This is a genomic window from Azospirillum agricola (assembly GCF_020005195.1).
Lineage (GTDB): Bacteria > Pseudomonadota > Alphaproteobacteria > Azospirillales > Azospirillaceae > Azospirillum > Azospirillum agricola.
On sequence record NZ_JAIFZR010000002.1, the window covers coordinates 324,132 to 346,196 of the forward strand.

19 protein-coding genes are annotated in these 22,065 nt (G+C 69.9%); 13 read left to right on the forward strand and 6 right to left on the reverse strand.

The genetic code is table 11. From position 1 onward, the window contains the following. Nucleotides 1–16: 16 nt before the first annotated feature. Genes JN22_RS04320 through JN22_RS04330 form a run of 3 tightly spaced genes read right to left on the reverse strand, consistent with a single transcriptional unit; the run spans nucleotide 17 to nucleotide 3,775 of the window. Complete coding sequence (locus JN22_RS04320) at nucleotides 17–2,932, reverse strand: formate dehydrogenase subunit alpha (RefSeq protein WP_085552748.1); 2,916 nt, start codon at nucleotides 2,930–2,932, stop codon at nucleotides 17–19. Nucleotides 2,933–2,954: 22 nt separating this feature from the next. Continuing rightward, nucleotides 2,955–3,158: a twin-arginine translocation signal domain-containing protein gene (locus JN22_RS04325; protein WP_085552749.1), complete on the reverse strand. Its 204-nt coding sequence runs from the start codon at nucleotides 3,156–3,158 to the stop codon at nucleotides 2,955–2,957. Beyond that, the gene (locus JN22_RS04330) at nucleotides 3,155–3,775 is read right to left on the reverse strand and encodes a TorD/DmsD family molecular chaperone (RefSeq protein ID WP_085552750.1); all 621 of its coding nucleotides are present in this window, start codon (nucleotides 3,773–3,775) and stop codon (nucleotides 3,155–3,157) included. The genes JN22_RS04325 and JN22_RS04330 overlap by 4 nt, the downstream gene beginning before the upstream one ends. 220 nt (nucleotides 3,776–3,995) lie before the next feature. On the opposite strand from JN22_RS04330, the gene adh reads away from it, so the two are divergent. The 5 genes from adh (at nucleotide 3,996) to JN22_RS04355 (ending at nucleotide 9,864) form a co-directional block, all read left to right on the forward strand. Next, on the forward strand, nucleotides 3,996–5,516 hold the full coding sequence (gene adh / locus JN22_RS04335) for an aldehyde dehydrogenase (protein ID WP_085552751.1): 1,521 nt from the start codon (nucleotides 3,996–3,998) through the stop codon (nucleotides 5,514–5,516). A gap of 82 nt (nucleotides 5,517–5,598) precedes the next feature. After that, complete coding sequence (locus tag JN22_RS04340) at nucleotides 5,599–5,988, forward strand: DUF779 domain-containing protein (protein ID WP_085552752.1); 390 nt, start codon at nucleotides 5,599–5,601, stop codon at nucleotides 5,986–5,988. A 16-nt stretch (nucleotides 5,989–6,004) separates the two neighbouring features. Further along, complete coding sequence (nosP, locus tag JN22_RS04345; protein WP_085552753.1) at nucleotides 6,005–7,270, forward strand: nitric oxide-sensing protein NosP; 1,266 nt, start codon at nucleotides 6,005–6,007, stop codon at nucleotides 7,268–7,270. A gap of 2 nt (nucleotides 7,271–7,272) precedes the next feature. Next, complete coding sequence (locus JN22_RS04350; RefSeq protein ID WP_085552754.1) at nucleotides 7,273–9,078, forward strand: ATP-binding response regulator; 1,806 nt, start codon at nucleotides 7,273–7,275, stop codon at nucleotides 9,076–9,078. Between the two features lie 30 nt (nucleotides 9,079–9,108). After that, nucleotides 9,109–9,864: an endonuclease III domain-containing protein gene (locus tag JN22_RS04355; protein ID WP_085552755.1), complete on the forward strand. Its 756-nt coding sequence runs from the start codon at nucleotides 9,109–9,111 to the stop codon at nucleotides 9,862–9,864. 7 nt (nucleotides 9,865–9,871) lie between these two features. Here JN22_RS04355 and JN22_RS04360 read toward each other — a convergent pair whose 3' ends face one another. Further along, entirely contained in the window at nucleotides 9,872–11,908 is a 2,037-nt protein-coding gene (locus JN22_RS04360) for a putative bifunctional diguanylate cyclase/phosphodiesterase (protein WP_085552756.1), read from the reverse strand. A 275-nt stretch (nucleotides 11,909–12,183) separates the two neighbouring features. Between JN22_RS04360 and msrB the strand changes: the two genes are divergently transcribed. The 7 genes from msrB (at nucleotide 12,184) to JN22_RS04395 (ending at nucleotide 18,557) form a co-directional block, all read left to right on the forward strand. Then, nucleotides 12,184–12,597, forward strand: coding sequence for a peptide-methionine (R)-S-oxide reductase MsrB (gene msrB, locus JN22_RS04365; RefSeq protein WP_085552757.1), 414 nt, complete (start codon nucleotides 12,184–12,186; stop codon nucleotides 12,595–12,597). A 275-nt stretch (nucleotides 12,598–12,872) separates the two neighbouring features. Next, nucleotides 12,873–13,409 (forward strand): hypothetical protein, encoded by a 537-nt coding sequence (locus JN22_RS04370; protein ID WP_223677563.1) that lies wholly within the window; start codon nucleotides 12,873–12,875, stop codon nucleotides 13,407–13,409. After that, nucleotides 13,406–14,029, forward strand: coding sequence for a hypothetical protein (locus JN22_RS04375; RefSeq protein WP_085552759.1), 624 nt, complete (start codon nucleotides 13,406–13,408; stop codon nucleotides 14,027–14,029). The genes JN22_RS04370 and JN22_RS04375 overlap by 4 nt, the downstream gene beginning before the upstream one ends. Before the next feature lie 111 nt (nucleotides 14,030–14,140). Then, nucleotides 14,141–15,274, forward strand: a complete 1,134-nt coding sequence (locus tag JN22_RS04380; protein ID WP_085552760.1) for a hypothetical protein — start codon at nucleotides 14,141–14,143, stop codon at nucleotides 15,272–15,274. Nucleotides 15,275–15,279: 5 nt separating this feature from the next. Further along, nucleotides 15,280–16,806, forward strand: coding sequence for an ATP-binding cassette domain-containing protein (locus tag JN22_RS04385; protein WP_085552761.1), 1,527 nt, complete (start codon nucleotides 15,280–15,282; stop codon nucleotides 16,804–16,806). Between the two features lie 108 nt (nucleotides 16,807–16,914). Continuing rightward, on the forward strand, nucleotides 16,915–17,775 hold the full coding sequence (locus tag JN22_RS04390) for an MICOS complex subunit MIC60 (RefSeq protein ID WP_143268144.1): 861 nt from the start codon (nucleotides 16,915–16,917) through the stop codon (nucleotides 17,773–17,775). Further along, complete coding sequence (locus tag JN22_RS04395; protein ID WP_223677564.1) at nucleotides 17,772–18,557, forward strand: MlaA family lipoprotein; 786 nt, start codon at nucleotides 17,772–17,774, stop codon at nucleotides 18,555–18,557. Before JN22_RS04390 ends, JN22_RS04395 begins: the two co-directional genes overlap by 4 nt. 7 nt (nucleotides 18,558–18,564) lie before the next feature. Here the strand turns inward: JN22_RS04395 and JN22_RS04400 are convergent, their stop codons facing one another. After that, entirely contained in the window at nucleotides 18,565–19,263 is a 699-nt protein-coding gene (locus JN22_RS04400; RefSeq protein WP_085552763.1) for a response regulator, read from the reverse strand. 214 nt (nucleotides 19,264–19,477) lie between these two features. Here JN22_RS04400 and JN22_RS04405 point away from each other — a divergent pair, with 214 nt between their 5' ends. Further along, nucleotides 19,478–20,881 (forward strand): aminotransferase-like domain-containing protein, encoded by a 1,404-nt coding sequence (locus JN22_RS04405; protein ID WP_085552764.1) that lies wholly within the window; start codon nucleotides 19,478–19,480, stop codon nucleotides 20,879–20,881. 72 nt (nucleotides 20,882–20,953) lie between these two features. Here JN22_RS04405 and JN22_RS04410 read toward each other — a convergent pair whose 3' ends face one another. Beyond that, nucleotides 20,954–21,508: a carbonic anhydrase gene (locus JN22_RS04410; RefSeq protein ID WP_085552765.1), complete on the reverse strand. Its 555-nt coding sequence runs from the start codon at nucleotides 21,506–21,508 to the stop codon at nucleotides 20,954–20,956. Nucleotides 21,509–22,065: the final 557 nt, after the last annotated feature.

A 22,065-nucleotide genomic window follows, 5' to 3' on the forward strand; every position in this document is an offset into this window, starting at 1 on the left:
ATCCTCTTTCCACCCGTCACGCCGGCTCGACGCGGCACAGCGTGACCTTGGTCTCCTGCATGAAGGTCACCGGGTCGTAGCCGTAGGTCGTCACCCCGTTGACCGGCTCGCCCAGAACGATCGGATCGGTGTCCGGCGGGTAGTTGCGCCGCAGGCTGTCGCCCTGCCACTGGCCCGAGAAATGGAAGGGCATGAACACGGTGCCCGTCCCCACCCGGTCGGTCACCAGCGCCCGCACCTTGGCCCGGCCGGCGTTCTCCGGCCCGTGCACCCAGACCCAGGCCCCGTCCTTGATGCCCAGCCGCTCGGCGTCCTTGCGGTTGATCTCGGCGAACATGCTCTGCTGCAACTCGGCCAGCCACGGGTTGGAGCGCGTCTCCTCGCCGCCGCCCTCGTACTCGACCAGCCGGCCGGAGGTCAGCACCATCGGGAACTTGCCGCGCAGGTCGCTCTCCGCCGCCTTGAACTGGAGCGAGCGGGCGAGCTGCACCAGCCGGAAGTCGCGCCGGTCCTCGATGGCGGGATAGGCCTTCACCAGATCGGGGCGCGGGGAATAGATCGGCTCGCGGTGGACCGGCACCGGGTCGGGCAGGCTCCAGGCGACGGCGCGCGCCTTGGCGTTGCCGTAGGGCACGCAGCCATGCTTCAGGGCCACGCGGATGATCCCCATGGACAGGTCGGTCTGCCAGCTCACCTCGTCGGTCCTGCCGCCGCCGACCGCCTCGATGACGCGCATCTCCTCGGGCGTCAGATCCTTGTCCCAGCCCAGCTTCCTCAGCACGGCCATGGTGAATTCGGGATAGCCGTCCTCGATCTCCGACCCCTTGGGGTAGGAGCCGTCGGCCAGCAGCGACACGCCGTTGCGCTCCACCCCGAAGCGGGCGCGGAAGCCGCCGCCGCCGTCCATCACCGACTTGGAGGTGTCGTAAAGGATCGCCGAGCCGGGGTGGCGGATCTCCGGATGGCCCCAGCAGGGCCAGGGCAGACCGTAGTAATCCCCGGCGCAGGGGCCGCTGGTGGCCCGCATGGTGATCTTGTCGAAATCGGCCTGATGCTTCATGTGCATCTTGAGGCGCTCCGGCGACTGGCCGGTGGCGCCGATGGCGAGGCAGCCGCGATTCATCTCGCGCAGGATGTCCTCGGGCACCGGGCGGGTCTCTTCGACCGTGATGTGCTTGAACATCTCGTCCGCGAAGCCGAGCTTGCGGGCGAGCAGATACATGATCGTGTAGTCGTCCTTCGATTCGAAGATCGGCTCCACCACCTTCTCGCCCCACTGCATCGAGCGGTTGGAGCAGGTGCGCGAGCCGTCCGTCTCGAACTGGGTGCAGGTCGGCAGGATGTAGGTGCCGTCGCGCCGCTCCTTGATGGCGGCGAAGGTGGTGGGGTGCGGGTCGGCGATGACGAGAAGGCTGAGCTTCTCCAGCCCCTTGATCATCTCCGGCATGCGGGTGACGGTGTTGCCGCCATGGCCGAAGCAGACCATGGCGCGCAAGGGGCTCGGCTGGTCGATCTGGTCCGGCCGGGCCAGCACGGCGTCGAACCAGCGGGTCGTCGGGATGCCCTTGGCCTCCATCAGATCCTTGGAGGCGAAGCGGCCCTTCAGATAGTCGTAATCGACGTCCCAGACCCGGCCGAAATGCTTCCACGCCCCCTCGGCCAGCCCGTAATAGGCCGGCAGGGTGGTGACGTCGAGGCCGAAGTCGGTGGCGCCCTGCACGTTGCAGTGGCCGCGGTAGATGTTGGCGCCGCCGCCCTCGACGCCGATGTTGCCGAGCGCCAGTTGCAGGATCGACAGCGCCCGGACGTTGGCGGTGCCGACCGTGTGCTGGGTGATGCCCATGCACCAGATAACGGTGCTCGGCTTGTTCCTGGCGATGGCCTCGGCCACCCGGCGGACCTGGGTGCCGGGGACGCCGGTCACCCGCTCGACCTCCTCGGGCGTCCATTTCCTCACCTCGGCGCGGATCTCGTCCATGCCGTAGACGCGCTGGCGGATGTACTCCTTGTCCTCCCAGCCATTCTCGAAGATGTGCCAGAGCAGGCCCCAGGCGATCGGGATGTCGGTGCCGGGGCGGATGCGGACATATTCGGTGGCGTGGGCGGCGGTGCGGGTGAAGCGCGGGTCGATGACGATGAAGGGCGCGCGGTTGCGCTCCTTGCCGCGCAGCATGTGCTGGAGCGAGACGGGGTGCGCCTCGGCCGGGTTGCCGCCGACGATCAGCAGGGCCTTGGAGTTCTGGATGTCGTTATAGCTGTTGGTCATGGCGCCGTAGCCCCACGTGTTCGCCACCCCGGCGACCGTGGTCGAATGGCAGATGCGCGCCTGATGGTCGACGTTGTTGGTGCCCCAGAAGGCCGCCAGCTTGCGGTAGAGATAGGCCCCCTCGTTGGAGAATTTCGCCGAGCCGAGCCAGAACACCGCGTCGGGGCCGGACGCCTGCCGGATCTCCAGCAGCTTGGTCCCGATCTCCTCGATCGCCTGGTCCCAGGACAGGCGCTTCCATTCACCGTTCACCAGCTTCAACGGGTATTTGACGCGGCGCGTGCCCTTGGTCAGCTCGCGGACCGACGCCCCCTTGGCGCAGTGCGTGCCCTGGTTGATCGGGCTTTCCCAGCCGGGTTCCTGGCCGACCCAGACGCCGTTCTGCACCTCGGCGATCACCGTGCAGCCGACCGAGCAGTGGGTGCAGACGTTCTTGCGCGTCACCAGCTCGACGTTGGGCAGGACGGGGCCGGCCTCGCTGCGGCGGATCATGGCGGCGGGCAGCGCGCCGATGGCGGCGATCCCGCCGGCGGCGAGGCCCGAGCGGCGCAGGAAGCCGCGCCGGCTGACGCCGGCCTCCAGGCTTCCCGCCCCGTTGACATCGCCGGACAGCGCCCGGAGAAGCGACCCGCGCGCGGTCTTTCCGGAGGAGCGTTTCACGAGCATGGCGGCGGCCCTTCTCCGGTGGCTAGAGACGGTTCAGCGCGTAGAAGCGCTTGACGTGGTCCGTTTCGCGATAGCGCGCCTTGACCTGCTCCCGCGGGGACTCGGCGGCCCGCGCGGCGTCGCCGGGCATCAGGGTGGCCGCCGCCCCGGCGGCGCCCAGCCCCAGGCCCTTCAGGAGGTCGCGGCGTTCCAGGTCCGGGCCCTGGCGCAGGCGTTCCGGCTTCATGCTTCGGCTCCCTCAAGCATCGCGAAGGCGTTGGATTCAATCGACAGGAACAGCCGCCCGATGGTGCCGACCGGGCGGTACAGGCTGGCGGCTCCGGCCTTTTCCAGGTCGCGGAAGAAGCGGTCGGCCCAAGGAACGAGGTGGCTGGCGAAGACATGCCGCTGCACCGCGTCGTCGGCGCCGTCGAGGACCAGAGCGGCCATGATGTCGCACAGGCCGGCGATGTGGTCCTCCGGCTCCGACACGCCGGGGGCGCGCTCGAAACCCAGCGCCTGGAGGTCGGCGCGCAGCGCCGCGAGCGGCCGGTCGCTGAGGAAGCCGGTGCGGTAGTAGGAGGCGTAGGGCACCAGCTCGCCCTGGACGACGCCGATGAAGAGCGCGTTGAACTCCCGCTCGGCCGTCTCGGCCTCGCCGGCTCCCGCACGGGCCGCCAGAGCGTCGAAGGCGTCGCCAAGCGGCGTTCCGTCGCCTTGCAGGCCGGCGAGCAGGGCCAGCAGGCCGGCGTCCGGCGGCCTGGCCAGGGTCAGCGCCAGCAAACGGTAAACGTGGGCGCGCAGCCGGTCGGCCTCGCCCCCCGCCGTCACGTCATCATCCAGATCAAGGGCCGGAACCGTCATCGGCTGTCCACGTGCAACTCGGCTGAACCAGGGAAACAGCCCAAGCGAACGATGGTTTCGCCGGCCGGCCGGGGTCATCCGGAAGCGAAGGCTACCCCGACCGCGCGGGCCTCCTTCCATAGTATAATTTACCGTCCCCCTCCCCCGGTGGCTGAATGGCTCAGACAAACGCGCTGGGCCGGAACCTTGACCGGCCTGCCACTTCGAGAGGAACGGCCCAATGCTCCACCAGGCACTCGACACGCTTCAGAAGCAAATCGCGCTGCGCCCCCGCTACGACAACTATATCGGCGGGCAGTGGGTGGCCCCGGTGGATGGCCAATACTTCACGAACCTGACCCCGATCACCGGCAAGCCGCTGTGCGAGATCGCCCGTTCGACCGCCGCCGACGTCGAGCTGGCGCTGGACGCCGCCCACAAGGCCAAGGACGCCTGGGGCCGCACCTCGCCCACCGAGCGCTCGAACATCCTGCTGAAGATCGCCGACCGGATCGAGGAGCGGCTGGAGATCATCGCGCTGGCCGAGACGCTGGACAACGGCAAGCCGATCCGCGAGACCCGCGCCGCCGACATCCCGCTTGCCATCGACCATTTCCGCTACTACGCCGGCTGCATCCGCGCCCAGGAAGGCTCGATCGCCGAGATCGACCACACCACCTACGCCTACCACTTCCATGAGCCGCTGGGCGTCGTCGGCCAGATCATCCCCTGGAACTTCCCGCTGCTGATGGCCGCCTGGAAGCTGGCCCCGGCGCTCGCCGCCGGCAACTGCGTCGTGCTGAAGCCGGCCGAGCAGACCCCGATGGCGATCCTGGTGCTGGCCGAGATGATCGGTGACCTGCTGCCGGCCGGCGTGCTGAACATCGTCAACGGCTTCGGCATCGAGGCCGGCAAGCCGCTCGCCACCAACAAGCGCATCTCGAAGATCGCCTTCACCGGCGAGACCTCGACCGGCCGCCTGATCCTGCAATACGCGTCGGAGAACATCATCCCCTCGACGGTCGAGCTGGGCGGCAAGTCGCCCAACATCTTCTTCGAGGACGTGATGGCGGCGGACGACGAGTTCCTCGACAAGGCGCTCGAAGGCTTCGCGATGTTCGCGCTGAACCAGGGCGAGGTCTGCACCTGCCCGAGCCGCGTGCTGATCCAGAAGTCGATCTACGACCGCTTCATCAAGCTGGCGGTCGAGCGCGTCGCCAAGATCACCCAGGGCCACCCGCTGGACGGCGCCACCATGATCGGCGCCCAGGCCTCGCAGGAGCAGCTCGAGAAGATCCTCTCCTACATCGAGATCGGCAAGGCCGAGGGCGCCAAGGTGCTGATCGGCGGCGGCCGCGCCCATCTCGGCGGCGAGCTTGAGGGCGGCTACTACGTGCAGCCGACCATCCTCGAGGGCCACAACAAGATGCGCATCTTCCAGGAGGAGATCTTCGGGCCGGTGGTCGCCGTCACGACCTTCGAGACCGAGGAGGAGGCGCTGGCCATCGCCAACGACAGCGAGTTCGGGCTGGGCGCCGGCGTGTGGACCCGCGACGGCAACCGCGCCTTCCGCATGGGCCGCGGCATCCAGGCCGGCCGCGTCTGGACCAATTGCTACCACCTGTACCCGGCCCACGCCGCCTTCGGTGGTTACAAGAAGTCCGGCATCGGCCGCGAGACGCACAAGATGATGCTCGATCACTACCAGCAGACCAAGAACCTGCTGGTCAGCTACAGCCCGAAAGCACTCGGCTTCTTCTGAGTGTGCTCCTCCCTATCGGGCAGAACTGGGCCGGGGGTGCGAACCCCCGGCCTTTTTTCTTGACGATCACCGGAGAACCGTGATGACCGACCGCGTGACCGCCACCCCCGAGGCGCTCGCCCTGCTCGACCGGCTGTCGGCCCGGCACGGGCCGCTGCTGCTGCATCTGTCGGGCGGCTGCTGCGACGGCACGGCGCCGCTCTGCCTGCCGCTCGGGGAATTCCGCATGGGCGGGGGCGACCTCTGCCTCGGTATGGTCGGCGGCACGCCCTTCTGCATGGCCGACGGCACCTTCGCCTATTGGGAGCACAGCCAGGTGATCCTCGACGTCATCCAGGCGCGCGGCGGCGGCTTCTCGCTGGAGGCGCCGGACGGTGTGCGCTTCACCGCCAGGGCCAGGCTGTTCAGCGACGACGAATTGCCGCATCTGTTGCCCCCGGTCCCGGCGGGCGCGCTCGCCGTTCCCCGTTAGGAGTCCGCATTCGACGATGGTCGCATTCACCCGCTCGCGCAACGGGCTTGCCCGCCGCCATCCCTGGAGTACGCTGGCCGGAGAGAACTCGCGGACGGAAGGGGCCGCCATGTCCGAACCCAGTCCAGATCCCCGGCCCGGCGATGGGATGCCGCGCGCGATGTCGCACGCCGAGCGCCCGGCCGACGCGGCGCGCGAGCTGCGCGAGGGGCTGGGCGACACCCCGCTGGAGATGGTCGTCGTCTTCTGCGCCCCCCATTACGACCTGACCGCGTTGGCCGACGCGCTGGCCGTGCAGTTCGGCACCGTCCCCGTCATCGGCTGCACCACGGCGGGCGAGATCGGTCCCGGCGGCTACAGCGTCGGCGCGGTGGTGGCGGTCGGCTTCCCGTCGGAGGATTTCACCGTCGTCACCGCGCTGGTCGACCATGTCGACCGTTTCGAGATCGCCGACAGCACGGTCATCGCCCGCTCGCTGCTGACCCGGCGCGACCGGGCGCTGGCGGCGCGGCCGGTGCCGATGGGCGAGACCGGCAGCTTCGCCATGCTGCTGATCGACGGCCTGTCGATGAGCGAGGAGACCGTCGTCAGCGCCCTGCACAACGCGATGATCGACATCCCGCTGTTCGGCGCCTCGGCCGGCGACGACATGCATTTCGAGCGCACCTTCGTCCTGCACGAGGGCGCCTTCCACCCCAACGCGGCGGTGGTCGCGCTGTTCACCACGACGCGCCCCTTCACCGTCTTCCGCACCCAGCATTTCGTCAACTCGGACCGCAAGATGGTGGTGACCGGCGCCGACCCGCAGCGCCGCATCGTCACCGAGATCAACGCCGAGCCGGCGGGCCGCGAATACGCCCGGCTGGTCGGGCTGGAGGGCGAGCCGCTGACGCCGATGATCTTCGCCTCCCACCCGGTGGTGGTGCGGGTCGGCGGCCAGTACCATGTCCGCTCGATCCAGAAGGTCAACGACGACGAGAGCCTGACCTTCTTCTGCGCCATCGACGAGGGGATCGTGCTGACGGTGGCGGAGGGGGTGGACCCGGTCGCCAACTTCGACGCGCTGATGGACGGCATTGAATCGGAGGTCGGGCCGCCCGACCTGATCCTGGGTTGCGACTGCATCCTGCGCCGGCTGGAGATGGAACAGCGCCAGATCGGCGCCGTCATGGCGGAACGCCTGACGCGGCACCGGGTCGTCGGGTTCTGCGCCTACGGCGAACAGGTGAACGGGATGCACGTCAACCAGACCTTCACCGGCGTGGCGATCGGGGGACGCTGACCATGAGCCGCGAGAGCGACCGCATCGCCGAGCTGGAGCGCGAGAACGCCAAGCTCCAGCGCATCAACAAGGTGCTGATGGACCGCGTCGAGCGGTCGATGGATTTCCAGGGCGGCGCCTTCTCGCTGTTCCAGACCGCCATCGTGCTGGAGCAGAAGATCCGCGAGCGCACGCTGGAGCTGGAACGCGCCCTGCACAAGCTGGAAGACAGCAACCGCGACATCGCCCGCGCCAAGGAGCTGGCGGAGACCATGCGGACCCGGCTGTTCGAGGCCATCGAGTCGGTGAACGAGGGCTTCGCCCTGTTCGACTCGTCCGACCGGCTGGTGCTGTGCAACCGCAAGTACCTGTCCTACTGGCCGGCGGTGGCCGCGCGCATCCAGGCCGGAATCCGCTTCGGCGAGCTGGCCGCCATGGTGGCGGAGGCGAGCGCGGTGATGGAGCCGCCGCCCGACCTCTGGCTGAAGGAACGGCTGGACCACCGCCACGACCTGAATGGCGTCTTCATCAACCGGCTGGCCGACGGGCGCTGGGTGCAGGTGAACGAGCGGCGCACCCGCGACGGCGGCATCGTCGGCGTCTACACCGACATCACCGACATCAAGCAGGCCGAGGAGCGGCGGCGCGAATCCGAACAGGCCGAGAAGACCGGCCTGATGCTGCTGAACGACCAGCTCCACCAGGCCAAGGCGGAGGCCGACCAGGCCAACCTGTCCAAGACCCGCTTCATCGCGGCGGCCAGCCACGACCTGCTGCAACCGCTGAACGCGGCCCGCCTGTTCGTCTCGGCGCTCGCCGACCTGGAGAAGACCGGCAGCGTCGGCGAGCTGGTCGAGAACATCGACGTGGCGCTGGCCTCGGTCGAGGATCTGCTGTCGGCGCTGCTCGACATCTCCAAGCTCGACGCCGGGGCGGTGACGCCGGAGGTCAGCGACTTTCCGTTGCGCGGCATCCTGGCGCCGCTCGCCACCGAATACGCGGCGGTCGCGGCGGAGCGCGGCATCGCGCTGCGGGTGGTCGGATCGGGCGCGGTGGTGCGCAGCGACATGCGGCTGTTGCGGCGGATCGTGCAGAACTTCCTGTCCAACGCGCTGCGCTACGTCCGCAGCGGCCGGGTGGTGGTCGGCTGCCGCCGCTGCGCCGAGGGGGTGCGGATCGAGGTGTGGGACAACGGCCCCGGCATTCCGCCCGACAAGCTCGCCGAGATCTTCCAGGAGTTCCGCCGCCTCGACACGCCGGTCGTCCATGGCCGCGACCGTGGCATGGGGCTGGGGCTGGCCATCGTCGAGCGTGTCGCGCGCATGCTGAACCACCCGATCACCGTGCGGTCGGAGCCGGGGCGCGGCTCGGTCTTCGCCGTCACCGTGCCGCGCGGCACCGAACGCCGCGCCGCCCGTCCGCCGAGCGCCGCCGCCGTGCGGCCGCTGACCGACCGGCTGGCCGGCACCTCGGTGCTGGTGCTCGACAACGAGCCGGCCGTGGTGGCGGGGATGGAGGCGCTGCTGCGCGGCTGGTCCTGCGCGGTGGTCTCGGCGACCTCGGGCGAGCAGGCGCTAGCGCTGCTATCGGGCATGCCACGGCCGCCGGATCTGCTGATCGCCGACTACCACCTCGACGACGGCGCCCTCGGCGTGAACGAGGTGGCCCGGCTGCGGGCGGCCTGCGGGCGCATCCTGCCGGCGGTGATCGTCACCGCCAACCGCACCCCCGAGTTGGCCGACGAGGCCAAGGCCGCCGGCTGCCTCGTGCTGAACAAGCCGGTGAAGCCGGCGCAGCTCCGCGCGGTGATGTCCGGTCTGGTCGGGTGACGCTTCGGCCGCCTCGCTGTTGTCGGCTGCATGACCGACCTTTTCACCGATCCCGCCGCGCTGCGCGCCAAGGCGCTTGAGATCCACCGGCTGCTGTGCAGGATCCACGGCTGCCCGGTGCCCTATTTCCACAGCCTGGATCCGCTCAGCGAGCTGGTGTCCTCGCTGCTGTCGCACCGGACCCGCAACGCCGCCTCCGGCGCCGCCTTCAAGGCGCTGCGCAAGCGCTGGCCGGGCCAGCCATCAACGGGCCAATCATCAACGGATTGGGCGGCGGTGCGCGACGCGCCGACGACGGAGGTCGAGGCGGTCATCGCCGGGGTGACATGGCCGGAGCAGAAGGCGCCGCGCATCCAGGCCATCCTGCGACGCATCACCGAACGCACCGGCGGCCTGTCCCTGGATGTCCTGAACGACCTCTCTGTGCCCGAGGCCCGCGCGTGGCTGGAGGCACTGCCGGGCGTCGGGCCGAAGACCAGCGCCGCCGTCCTCAGCTTCTCCACCCTGCGCCGGGCCGCCCTGCCGGTGGACAGCCACCATCACCGGGTGGCGGTGCGCACCGGCCTGATTCCGGCCTCGCTGGCGGTCGGCCCGTCCCACGCCGTGCTCGCCGCGCAACTGCCGCCGGAGTGGGACGCCCAGCGGGTCTACGACAACCACGAGGTCATGATGCTGCACGGGCAGCGCTGCTGCTATCACCGCGACCCGGCCTGCGACCGCTGCGTGCTGCTGGATCTCTGCCCGACCGGGCAGGCCCGCCGGGAACCGGAGCGGGCGCGGGCGTGAAGCCCCGTCACGCGGTCAGCGCCATGCCCTCGGCGCGCGCGAAGGCGCCCATCACCATCGCCTCCGCCGCGTCGGCCGACAGCGGGCGGGAAATCAGGTAGCCTTGCAGGCAGTTGCAGCCGGCCTCGGCCAGCCAGCGCTGCTGCTCGACCGTCTCCACCCCCTCGGCGACGGTGGACAGGAACAGCCGCTGCGCCAGCCCGATGACGGTGGAGGCGATGTCCGGCGCGTGCGGCAGGTCGGTGACGAAGCTGCGGTCGATCTTCAGCACGTCGACCGGCAATTGCCGCAGATAGGCCAGCGAGGAATAGCCGGTGCCGAAATCGTCGATGGCGATCCGCACCCCCAGTGCCCGCAGGCGGTTCAGCGTCGGCAGATGGTGGCGGACGTCCTTCATGATGACGGTCTCGGTGATCTCGATCTCCAGCAGCTCCGGCCGCGTGCCGTGGCGGGCCAGCGTCGCCTCGACCAGTTCGGCGAAGGCCGGGTCGGCGAGCTGCCGGGCCGAGACGTTGACCGCGATCGGCACCGGCCCGTGGTCGAGCGCCCAGCGCGCCGCCGTGCGGCAGGATTCGTCGAGCACCCAGGCGCCGATGTCGATGATCAGTCCGGTGTCCTCGGCGACCGGAATGAACTCCATCGGCGGGATCATCGCCCCCTCGTGACGCCAGCGGATCAGCGCCTCGAAGCCGGTCAGCCGGCCGCCGGTGGCGTCGATCTTCGGCTGGTAGACCAGTTCGAAGCCGCGCTGCGCCGTCGCCTCGCGCAGGCAGGCCTCCAGCCGCAGGCGGGCCATGGCGCGGTCGGTCATGTCGCGGGTGTAGAAGACGTAGCGTCCGCCGCCGTCCGCCTTGGCCACCTGCATCGCCGCGTCGGCCATCCGCATCAGGCTCTGCCCGTCGGCGGCGTCCTCGGGATGCAGCGCTATGCCGATGCTGGCGCCGATGTGGACGCGGTGCTCCTCGACCAGCGTCACGGTGGCGAGCGCGTCGAGCAGCCGGCCGGCGACGGCCGCCGCCTCGTCGGCGTCGGTCACCCGCTCCAGCACGATCACGAACTCGTCGCCGCCCAGTCGGGCGACCGTGTCGGAGCGCCGCACCGTCTCGCTCAGCCGCTCCGCCACCCGGCAGAGCAGCGCGTCGCCGACCGTGTGGCCCAGGCTGTCGTTGATGCGCTTGAAACGGTCGAGGTCGACGTAGAGCAGCGCCAGCCGCCCGCGCGACCGCCCGGCCAGCGCGATGGCGTGCGACAGCCGGTCGATCAGCAGCGCCCGGTTCGCCAGCCCGGTCAGGGTGCAGCGCGTCGCCATCCGCCGCAGTTCGGCGTGCTCGCGCTCAAGCTGGCCCAGCGTCTCGTTGAAGCGGGCGACGACGTAGCCCAGCTCGTCGTCGGCGTGGCCGCGCGGCATCGGCAGCGGCTGGCCGAGCGGCCGCTCCGGGTCGATCCGCGCCACCGCGTGGCCGATGCGGACCAGCGGCCGGGTCAGCAGCCGGTGGAACACCACCGCCATCGCCAGACCGATCATCAGGTTGCGCAGCAGGCCGACGAGCAGCGTGCGCGCCGCGTAGTCGAGGAAGCCGTCGGCGGCCTCCGCCGTGTCGACGCCGATGCGCAGATGGGCGAAGGGCTGGCGGCCGCGCCGGGTGTCGAGCGGATACAGCGCGCGTTCCACCACCGGTTCGTCGACGAACAGCATGGCCTGGGCGGTGCGCTGGACGAGGGTCTGTTCGGTCGGCGGGCGGGTGCGCCGGCTCGTCACCGTGCCGTTGTCGAGCCGGATCTCGGCCCAGCCGGCGGTGCGCACCGCCAGGATGCCGTCGAGCACCTGTTCGCCCAGGTTGCGGTCGAGCGTCCAGGCCGCCGTGGTGGCGGCGCCGTCCATCAGCATGGCGACCTCGCCGATCCGGTCGAGCGCGATGGCGCGCTCGCGGGTCGCGGTCCAGCCGAACTCGACCGCCGTGATGGCGAGGCCGATCACGAAGGCGGCGAGGATCGCGTGGATCGCCTGCTTCAGCGTGAGGCTGCGCAGGAGGGAGATCGCCATCGGGTCGCACCTTGATCGAGGGAAATCGGAGTCGGGGGATGCCGGGGAACCGGCCCGAAACGCCAGCAGCCTCCTGGAGAGGTTTTGGCAAATTGCAGCATAATGGGACGGCCGGTGACTCCGACGCTGCGGTTCCATGAAACTTTTGTTAACGCGCCCCCCCCGCTGCCCGGTCACGAATGTGTGAGCGGATCCGTCCACGTCTTGGGAAGGACCCAAGACCGACCAATATGATAGGTCAATCCGCCAACGACCCCATTAGGAGAAACCCCGGTATGACCGGCACCGACAAGACCGAACCCCACAAGTCCGACGCCGACTGGAAGCAGGAGCTGTCGCCGACGCAGTACCGCGTCCTGCGCGAGCACGGCACCGAGCGGCCGGGTTCCAGCCCGCTGAACGACGAGAAGCGTTCCGGCACCTTCCTGTGCGCCGGCTGCGGGCAGCCGCTTTACAGCAGCGCCACCAAGTATGAGAGCGGGTCGGGCTGGCCCAGCTTCTGGGAGCCGCTGCCGGGGGCCGTCGCCACCTCGACCGATTACAAGCTGGCCTACCCGCGCACCGAGGTGCATTGCGCCCGCTGCGAGGGGCATCTCGGCCATGTGTTCGAGGACGGGCCGCAGCCGACCGGCCTGCGCTATTGCATGAACGGCGCGGCGATGAGCTTCGCGCCGCGCGGCGAAGAGTAGAACGGCGCGACCAGAGAGTCGCGGGCGTCGCGGCGCGGCGCCGCGTGATGACGGAAAGATGAAGGCCATGGCGGGGGTGCGACTTGGTGTCGTCCCCGTCGCGCCCGCACTCCGGAAATGGTCCGCGCCACTGGATTTCGTCGAAAAATTACAACCCGGACACACGCCCCCGATGCTATGATCCGGCCGGGGCGGCTGCGGTGTCCGGCGCCCCGGAAAGAGCATCCGTCGCAGCGGCAGGTGGGCGTATGGTGATTTCCGGCGAATTCCTGGGCATGCTGCTTCTCATCACCAGCGCCGCCGCCCTCGGCCTGTCCATCGTCATCGACGTCGGCCGCGTCAGCGCGGAGAAGACGCGCGAGGCGATGAACCAGCGCCTCTACGACAAGAGGCGCGCGGCGCTCGCCGAATGGCGGCAGAAGAGCGAGCGCAAGCGCGGCGAGCTCATCGACCAGCAGGCCCGCTTCACCGAGTTCAACGCCCGCCGCCAGAAGGCGCTGACCGAGCTGCGGGCCCTGGAATACGCCAAGATCGAGCTGGTCCACGAGCTGGGCGAGCCCGAGGGCAACAACGACGTCTATTGGGCGCAGGTCGTGCCGGCGCCGAACTTCGCGGAACTCGACCGCAAGGACATCGTGTTCTCCCGCCAGATCTGGGAGTTCCGCAACGTCGCCCACATCTCCGCCGCTTCGGCCGACCAGGCGCACGCGATCGTTCGCGGCAGCTTCGGCCAACGCAACGGCCTCGCCGTCTCGCCCGTCGTGCCCCTGGCGCTCGCCCCCGATCCCGAGGCGGAGGCCGTTCCCGCATGACCGGGATGATGCTCTACATCGCGCTGGGGCTGATGGTGCTGACCGTCCTGTCCAACCGCTACTGGCGCCGCCAGCTCGTGCTGACGCGCATCGCCATGAGCAAGCTGAAGGACAAGGTCGAGGACGCCGGCAAGGAGCTGACCGACGCCGCCGCCGACCACGCGCATCTCGCCCAGCAGCACGCCGACATGGAGAAGCGCGTCCAGAAGGCCGAGGTCGATCTCCAGGCCGCCCTCCAGGAACTCGACCAGAAGAAGGTGGCGCCGCTCGACCGCTATTTCATCTTCGACCGGCTGGAACCGCGCCCCGGACGCTTCTGGGAGGTGGCGGTGCGCCACAGCGCGGCGGGGATGCATCACAGCGACATGCGCGGCTTCCGCGGCTGGTCCGGCATCCGCCGCTACATCCTGATCGCCGACAGCGAGCGCGACGCGCGCGACCGGGCGTCATCGCGTTTTCCCCGCAAGGTCGGGTTCGAGGTGGTCGAGGTCGCCGGCTGCCGGGTGAACGGCCTGTCGGTCAGCCGCATCGCCGAGCTCAGCACCTTCCGCAAACCCGGCAAGGACGAGGAGGACGGCGCCGCCAAGCCGCCGCGCAAGGCGTCGGCCGCGCGCACCTGACCCCGTATGCAAGTCTCGAAACGGTCACGCTGATTTCCGCTGTTTTTCCGTCGGTTATAATGCTTCCCTGCGCAGGCGTGTCGGCTGGGACGGAAACGGGGTTCGCCGGGGATGGATGCTGTCGGTCGATCGGGGGCGCTGCCGGTCATCGCGAGCCTGCTGCTGTTGGGTCTGTTCACCGCCGCCGGGTTGTCGGCCCTGCCCCTGCGCGGGGCGCCGCCCAGCCTGTTCTTCACCCCGGCGGTCCCGGACCCGCTGCCCGCCCTGTCCGGCGGCATCCCGGTCCTGACCCTGCGGGCCGACCGCACGACGATCCGCTCCGGCTACGCCACCCGCGAGGCCACCGACCAGCCCGGCGGACGCCTCCGCGTCACGCTCTACGACCCCTACGAGCCGCTGCTCGCCCAGGCGAGCGAGGGCGTGCTGTTCTCCGCCGACCTGCGGACGCTGTGGATGCTCGCCACCGACGAGGAGCGGACCCGGCTGCGCGAGGGGTTCACCGAACTGGCCCAGTCGCTGCGCCGGTCGGCCGACGCCATCCTGCATTCGCCGGAATTCAACGCCGACTACCGCCCGGCCCTCCAGGAGGCCGCGCGCAACGCCATCGAGGCGGCGTGGCGGTCGCCGCGCACCCGCGCCGCCTATGACGAGATGATGCGCGGGGCCGAGCCGGTGCTGCGCGACACCGCGCTGCGGGAGATCCGGCCGATCCTGCTGCGCCGGGTCGACGGGCTGATCTGGGACACCGTTCAGGCCAACATCGGCACCGTCCTCGACGTGTTCAACGCCCGCCCCTGGAACACCGCCCCGATCGAGCAGGCGCTGGAGGGGGCCTTGCGCGACATCCGCGACCAGGGCGTGATGGAGCGCATGGTCGCCAGCATCTTCGAGACCCGGCAGACCAAGGCGTTCCTCCAGGTCTTCGCCGGCACCACGATGGACATGCTGGCCGCCGACCGGACGGTCGAGAACACGCTGGTCCGGCTGGCCACCGACCCGCGCATGACCGCCTACCTGACCCCGATGGCCCAGCCGGCGAACGCCCTGTCGCTGGCCGCGCCCCGCATCCTGTTCGGGGTGCGCGACGGCAGCGACCTGAACGCCATGGCGGCCTACACCTTCAACGGCCTGATCGCCGGACGTCCCGGCCCGGTGGTGATCCTGATGAGCCCCCAGCAACGCGACGAGATGCTGCGCCTCGACTCCCGCGCGCCCAAGCTTCTGGTGCGGAGCCTCACGCCGTGACGCCGATGGCCTCCGACGACATCCTCATCGAGAATCTCACCATCGACCGCCCCGGCGGCGGCCGCGTGCTGAACGACACGACGCTGCGCATCCGGGCCGGCGAGGTGGTGCTGCTGATCGGCCCCAGCGGCGGCGGCAAATCCACGCTGGTCAAGCTGCTCGGCGGCCTGCTGGAGGTCGGCGAGGGAGGCTGGACGGTGGGCGGGCGCCTGCGCCATGGCGACCGCGGCATCGACCTCGCCACCGAGCGCAGCGACATCGGCGGCATCGTCTTCCAGGAACACGCGCTGTTCGACGACCTGTCGGCGATGGAGAATCTGCGCATCGCCGCCGATCACGCGCCGGGCCGCCACCCGGCCCCGATGGGCGACGCCCAGGGGCTGCTGGCCGACATCGGGCCGGACAAGCGCATCGCGTCGTGCAGCGGCGGCCAGCGCCAGCGCCTTGCCATCGCCCGCACCGTGCTGGCCGACCGCCCGGTCCTGCTGTTCGACGAGCCGAACTCCGGCCTCGACGTCGTGTCGGCCCGCCGGCTGGGCGAACTGATCCGCGGCCTGTGCCGGGGCATGGGCAAGCCGGCGCTGATCGTCGCCCATCATGTGAAGGATCTGCTGCCGATCGCCGACCGCGTGCTGCTGCTCGACACACGCGGCCGCCGGCTGGTCGAGGTGCCGCCCGACGCCGATCTGGTGGAAGCCGAGCTGCTGAAGACCGACAGCGGCGACGCCATCCCGGCGGCCGCCATCCGGCCCCAGGGCCAACCGCCGGCCGCCGTCGCGGGCAACCCCTGGCCGGCGACCATCCGCCGCCGGTCGCGGGCGCACTGGTTCCTGCGCTACCTCGCCGAGTATTTCTGGGCGCTCTGCGTCTCTCCCCTGATGCTGATCTACATGGGGATGGGGGCGCTGATCATGGGCTTCGTGTCCATGTGGTTCGGCTTCAACTACAATTCCTTCGGCGGTTTCCTGAAGTCGGTGCTGCACGACGAGACGCTGACCGGGGTCGGGCTGGTCCAGGGCACCATCGCGGTGCCCTTGATCAGCAGCATCCTGTTCGTCGCCCGCAACAACGCCATCATCGCCGCCGACATCGGCAACCGGGTGCTGTCCTCGCAGTTCAAGGCGATGGAGAATCTGCGCATCCCGGCGCGCGGCTACATCTTCACCGCCATCATCCTGAACATGGTGGTGGGCTCCGGCCTGCTGCTGCTGGTGTCGCTGGCGGTGGCGAGCTGGGGGTCGATGGAGACGTGGCACCTGCTGTTCCCCCAGCAGCACCGCGAGCTGTGGCAGGAGCATTTCTTCCGCAAGCTGCTGACCGAGGGGCTGACGCCGTCGCCGAAGATGGGCTGGGTGCTGCTGAAGGTGGCGCTCAGCGGGCTGCTGGCCGGCGGGATCGCCATCGCCATCGGGATGGGGCGCAAGGATTCGGTCATCGCCATCAACACCGCCATCGCGCAATCGATCATCGCCGGCGTGACCGTGACGCTGCTGGTCCATGCGCTGGTGTCGGTGCTGACGCTGACCTTCTGAAACCGTGGCGGAGGCGCCCGGACCAAGACGTTATGCGACGCCGCATACGGCCTTGCCGGGTTTTCTCTTCGGATGTACTTACAATGGGCCAGTCGAGCGAGGTGATGCATGTCGGGTGACCAGGATTCCTCCACACCGAACACGGTTTCCCAGGCCGTTTCCCCATCGGCGTCCGCATCCGGCACGGGCTACCGCGCCGCCGGCGGAACCACGACGATGGCGGCGGTGGCGCTGGTCGCCGCCATCACCTCGGCCTTCTGGGCGCCGCCGCTCTTCAAATTCATGCATCTGCGCACGCCTGCCGCCGCCGCCCAGGCCCGGCAGGACGTCGAGATCGGCCGCCTGAACCAGTCGGTCGCCGATCTCGAACGCAAGCTGGCGGACACCAGCGCCACGCTGGCCAGGGCCCAGCAGGACGCCGCCGCGGCCAAGGCCGCGCAATCCGCCGCCGAGACGCGTGTCGGTCTGGTCGCCCTGGTGCAGCTCCAGTCGGCGCTGCGCCGCCCCGGCCCCTTCGACGTCGAGCTGGCGCTGGCCCGCGCCTCCAACCCGGACCTCGGCGCGCTGGAGCCGGCGCTGGCGGCGGTGGAGAAATACGCCGCGACCGGCATCCTGGTCGGCTCGCAGCTCCGCCAGGAGTTCCGCGACCTCGCCGACGAACTGGGCCGCCGCGACTTCAAGGTGATCCCGGTCGCCTGGATCAACTCCCTGCTCGGCCGCCCGGCGCCCGGAGAGGAGCCGCAGAGCGTCGTGCCGCCGATCGAGCGCGCCTCCGTCGTCGCCGACCGGGTCAAGGAGCGGCTGGCCGGCGGCGACCTCGACGCGGCGGTCCACGAGCTTTCGCCGCTCAGCGGCGAGGCCGCCGCCCTCGTCGAAAGCTGGGTTCAGGAGGCCCGCGCCCGCATCGCCGCCGACGCCGCCATCGCGAAGCTGGCCGACCGCATCGGCGGCAAGCTGGCCCGCCCGTGAGGCTGCGGCCGCTCCTCGCCACCGGCCTGCTGGCGCTGACGGGCTTCGCCGTCCCCGCGGCGGCCGAGGGCGTGTCCGTGCCGGCGGAAGCCCCGCCGCACTCCGCCGCGCCGGTACCGGCCGGCGGCATCCTCGACGGCTACAGCCGCTTCATGTTCGACGCCAACCGGGCTTTGTACGCCAGGCTGGACCAGGCGTCGGCCTGGTGGTCGGGCACGCCGGCCGGGGCGGCGGCGGTCCCCCCCGCCGGAAGCGGAAGCCTCGGCAACGTCGTCGCCAACCTCGTCAACGAGCCGGTCACCGCCGTCACCGCGCTGGCGGTCGGCGAGTTCGCCGGCAGCTGGCGGTCGGTGGAGCGCTTCGCCATCAACAGCACGGCGGGAGCGCTCGGCTATTACGACACGGCAACGGCCTGGGGGTACGAATCCACCCACACCGACCCCGGCCTCAGCCTGTGCAAGGCCGGGGTCGGCGAGGGTCCCTATGTCGTCCTGCCCTTCATCGGCCCGCGCACGGTGCGCGACGCGGTGTCGGACGTGGTGCTGACCAACGCGGTGCTGTGGATCGCGGCGGGCAGTTTGTTCGGCACCGGAGCCAGCGTGCAGACCATCGTCATCGCCGAATCGGTGGAGGTGGTCGCCGACATCGTCGCCACCCGCCAGATCGACCCGCAGGCCAAGGCCATCGGCTTCACCGACTACGACACCACGCGCGACCGCTATCTGGCCCAGCGCCGCGCCCGCTGCGCCGCCCTGCGCGGCGAAGCCGCCGGCCAATCCTGAGCGCGCGCTACTCCACCTCGGCCTGGAACAGATAGCCCATGCCGTGGACCGTCACGATCCGCGTCGGTTCCGCCGGATCGGGCTCGACGACCCGGCGCAGGCGGCGGACCAGACGGTCGATGGAGCGGTCATAGGGCACGCTGTCGCCACGCAGGGTCAGATCCAGCAGGTCGTCGCGGGTCAGGACCCGGCCGGGATTCCCGACGAAGGCGGCCAGAAGTTCGAACTCGGCCGAGGTCAGGCGCATCTCCTCCCCCGCCGGGTCGCGCAGGCGCCGTTTGTCGAGGTGCAGTTCCCACCCCTCGAATCGCTTCACCCGGCCGGTGGGTGCCGTGGCCGGCTTGGCGGCGACACGGCGCAGCAGGCTGCGGGTGCGGGCCAGGATCTCGCGCGGCTCGAACGGCTTGGTGATGTAGTCGTCGGCGCCCAGCTCCAGCCCGACGATGCGGTCCATCCGGTCGGAGCGGCCGGTGATCAGGATGATGCCGATGTTGGAACTCGCCCGCAGCTCGCGCGTCACCATCAGCCCGTCCTTGCCGGGCAGACGGATGTCGAGCAGCAGCAGGTCGATACGCCCGCGCGCCAGCAGGGCCGACAACTGGTCGCCGTCGCGGGCCAGCATCACGCGGTAGCCCTCACCCTCCAGATAGGATTTCAGGGTTTCGCGGGTGATGGGGTCGTCGTCGACAACGGCGATCGTGTGCATCGTCCCCCACGGCTGCGGCATGGCCGGCCGGGGGTCCGGCGCCGATGGCCGGGCGCCGGTGGCCCGGCTGGGAAATTATCGGGTCGCCGGTGCCGGCACAACCCGTTCGTGTCCTCCACAAGGCGTGACGAATTGTCGGCGTCCGGCGCTGTTCCGTATGGTGACAATTCCGCCTCACTGGACAATTCAGGTGGAGAATGTCATCTTTGTATCCATGACAAGTTGGACACCCGATCTGAACGGCCGCAGCGGCCCGCTGTACCGCGCCATCGCCGACGCGCTCGCCGAGGGCATCGCAGACGGCTCGCTCGCCGTGGGCACCCGGCTGCCGACCCACCGCGACCTCGCTTTCCGGCTTGGCGTCACCGTCGGCACCGTCACCCGCGCCTACGCCGAGGCGGAAAAGCGCAGCCTGATCGGCGGCGAGGTCGGACGCGGCACCTTCGTGCAGGGACAGCGGCCGCCCCCCGCTCCGTTGCCGCTGAGCTGGACTCCCCCGTCCGTTCCCGGCGGGACGGGGCCGATCAACATGACGACGATCCGGCCCGAGCACGCGGTCGCCGTCCAGTCCCTGGGCACCACGCTGAACGCCATCGCCGCGTCGGGACAGGCGGCTGACCTGCTGGGCTACGCGCCGCACGCCGGCCTGCCCCATCACCGGGCCGCCGGGGCGGCGTGGCTGGAACGGCAGCACGGGGTGTCGACGACCGCCGGTTCGGTCCTGATGACCACCGGGGCGCAGAACGCCATGGCGGTGGCGCTCGCCGCCGTGGCGCGGCCGGGCGACGTCATCCTCGCCGAGCGGCTGACCAACATCGGCTTAAAGACCCTGGCCGGAACCCTGGGCTATCATCTGGAAGGCGTGGCCATCGACGAGCACGGGATCATGCCCGACGCCTTCGACAGCGCCTGCCGCCGGTTGGGGCCGAAGGCGCTCTATCTGGTGCCGACCATCCAGAATCCGACCGCCGTGGTGATGCCGCAGGCGCGCCGGGCCGAGATCGCGGCGATCGCGCGGCGCTATGGCGTCATTCTGATCGAGGACGACGTGTTCGGCTTCATGGTGCCGGACGCGATGCCGATCCAGACCATCGCGCCGGACATCACCATCTATGTGACCAGCCTGTCGAAAAGCGTGTCGGCCGGCCTGCGGATCGGCTACGCGGTGGTCCCGCCCGATCTACAGCCGCGCGTCGAGGCGGCGATCCGATCGCTGCAATACTCCGCCCCCACCCTGCCGGCGGAGGTGGCGTCGCGCTGGATCCAGGACGGCACCGCCGACCGCGTCGCCGAAACGCAGCGCGTCGAGGATCTGGCCCGACAGCGCCTCGCCCGCTCGATCCTGCCGGTGGAGACGGTCTACGGCCACCCGGCGGCGCAGCATCTCTGGCTGGTCCTGCCGGAACCGTGGCGGCGCGAGGATTTCGTGCTGGAGACCCGGCGGCGTGGCGTGATCGTCACCGGAGCCGACGCCTTCGCGGTCGGCCGGGCCAGCGCGCCGCACGCGGTGCGTGTCGGCCTGTGCATGCCCGGCACCCGCGACGAGGCGGCGCGCGGCCTGCGCGCCATCGCCGATTCGCTGGAGGCGCCGGCCTCGGCGATGATGTCCATCGTCTGAGCGGACAGCCGGACGGAACGGCGGATACGGAACGGTCCCCGCCCAGGGTCGGGATGGGGACTGTCCGGGCGATCAGGCGGCGACCTTCTCGACCTGCCCGTCGAGGCCCATCAGCAGAAGCTCGACCTCCAGATCCGGGTGGCGCTCCGTCACCATCGCCTTCAGCTTGGCCAGATACTGGCCATGCACGTCGGCTTCCTTGGCCGCGTCGCCCTTCAGATCCATGCCGAGGAACACCTTGTAGGCGCCGCAGTCGCGATGGTCCATAACGACCAGCCTCTTGATGTGGTGCAGGTCCTTCGCCACCGCCACGTGATCCCAGAAGGCCTCGCCCCAGCTCGGCTTCTTGTCGGTCAGGGCGCCCAGGCTGGCACCGGCCAGCACGATGTGGTCGTAGTTGGCCTGGAGGTTGCGCGACTGCATGTAGCTGGCGACATGCCCCATCAGGCGGTAGTCCATGCAGGAGAGCAGCAGCGTGTCGACACCGCCGGCGGCGCGGGCCACGCCGGGCATCACCGGCGTCAGCAGCGAGACGCCGGCACCCAGCGCCGCCAGCTTCAGGAACGAACGCCGCGAATTCCGCTCGCCGTGGCAGCAGCCCAGCTCATGCTCCAGCCCGTGATCCATAGCCCGCCCCTCTCAAAAATGCGCCGATGGTGGTTGGTGGTCGCCCCGGACGGCCTCGGCACACGCCTTAGGCTCCATCACCCAGGGTTTCTCTCCGCATCATCGCAGGGAGCATGAAAATTTCAATATCGCGGTTTGTACCGAGAGAAAAAGCAACGAACGGTTAATAAATTCGACACAATCGGAACAGCCCAGCCTCCATTGCGATCATCGCAAGGGCGGAGGGCGGAGGGGAATTAAACGAAACGGGCCGCCCCCGCGAGGGGACGGCCCGTCTCATGACATGGCGGCGTGCCGGTCGTCAGCCGGGCGTGCTGCTCGTCGCCGGGGTGCCGCTCGAACCCGTGGTGCTGGTTGCGGGCGGCGGCGAAGCGCTCGCGCTGTGACTTGGCGAACAATCCGCGTTGGCGATCCCCGCCGTCAGGAGAGCGGCGAGACCGAACAGGGCGGCAACGACCGGACTTGCTCCATGAGACATTGGATCACCTCCTTTCTGAAATGTTGCGACACGGCAGAGATTGCCACAGCGGCGCGCTGGGTCAATCCCCCTCTCCCAA

What these genes read in the sequence shown, in the direction of transcription:
- JN22_RS04405 (WP_085552764.1), top strand. Translation starts at nt 19,478, where the DNA reads ATGACAAGTTGGACACCCGATCTGAACGGCCGCAGCGGCCCGCTGTAC.
- JN22_RS04375 (WP_085552759.1), top strand. Translation starts at nt 13,406, where the DNA reads ATGACCGGGATGATGCTCTACATCGCGCTGGGGCTGATGGTGCTGACC.
- nosP (WP_085552753.1), top strand. Translation starts at nt 6,005, where the DNA reads ATGGTCGCATTCACCCGCTCGCGCAACGGGCTTGCCCGCCGCCATCCC.
- JN22_RS04380 (WP_085552760.1), top strand. Translation starts at nt 14,141, where the DNA reads ATGGATGCTGTCGGTCGATCGGGGGCGCTGCCGGTCATCGCGAGCCTG.
- JN22_RS04355 (WP_085552755.1), top strand. Translation starts at nt 9,109, where the DNA reads ATGACCGACCTTTTCACCGATCCCGCCGCGCTGCGCGCCAAGGCGCTT.
- JN22_RS04330 (WP_085552750.1), bottom strand. Translation starts at nt 3,775, where the DNA reads ATGACGGTTCCGGCCCTTGATCTGGATGATGACGTGACGGCGGGGGGC.
- msrB (WP_085552757.1), top strand. Translation starts at nt 12,184, where the DNA reads ATGACCGGCACCGACAAGACCGAACCCCACAAGTCCGACGCCGACTGG.
- JN22_RS04340 (WP_085552752.1), top strand. Translation starts at nt 5,599, where the DNA reads ATGACCGACCGCGTGACCGCCACCCCCGAGGCGCTCGCCCTGCTCGAC.
- JN22_RS04410 (WP_085552765.1), bottom strand. Translation starts at nt 21,508, where the DNA reads ATGGATCACGGGCTGGAGCATGAGCTGGGCTGCTGCCACGGCGAGCGG.
- JN22_RS04370 (WP_223677563.1), top strand. Translation starts at nt 12,873, where the DNA reads ATGCTGCTTCTCATCACCAGCGCCGCCGCCCTCGGCCTGTCCATCGTC.
- JN22_RS04390 (WP_143268144.1), top strand. Translation starts at nt 16,915, where the DNA reads ATGTCGGGTGACCAGGATTCCTCCACACCGAACACGGTTTCCCAGGCC.
- JN22_RS04320 (WP_085552748.1), bottom strand. Translation starts at nt 2,932, where the DNA reads ATGCTCGTGAAACGCTCCTCCGGAAAGACCGCGCGCGGGTCGCTTCTC.
- JN22_RS04385 (WP_085552761.1), top strand. Translation starts at nt 15,280, where the DNA reads ATGGCCTCCGACGACATCCTCATCGAGAATCTCACCATCGACCGCCCC.
- adh (WP_085552751.1), top strand. Translation starts at nt 3,996, where the DNA reads ATGCTCCACCAGGCACTCGACACGCTTCAGAAGCAAATCGCGCTGCGC.
- JN22_RS04360 (WP_085552756.1), bottom strand. Translation starts at nt 11,908, where the DNA reads ATGGCGATCTCCCTCCTGCGCAGCCTCACGCTGAAGCAGGCGATCCAC.
- JN22_RS04400 (WP_085552763.1), bottom strand. Translation starts at nt 19,263, where the DNA reads ATGCACACGATCGCCGTTGTCGACGACGACCCCATCACCCGCGAAACC.
- JN22_RS04325 (WP_085552749.1), bottom strand. Translation starts at nt 3,158, where the DNA reads ATGAAGCCGGAACGCCTGCGCCAGGGCCCGGACCTGGAACGCCGCGAC.
- JN22_RS04350 (WP_085552754.1), top strand. Translation starts at nt 7,273, where the DNA reads ATGAGCCGCGAGAGCGACCGCATCGCCGAGCTGGAGCGCGAGAACGCC.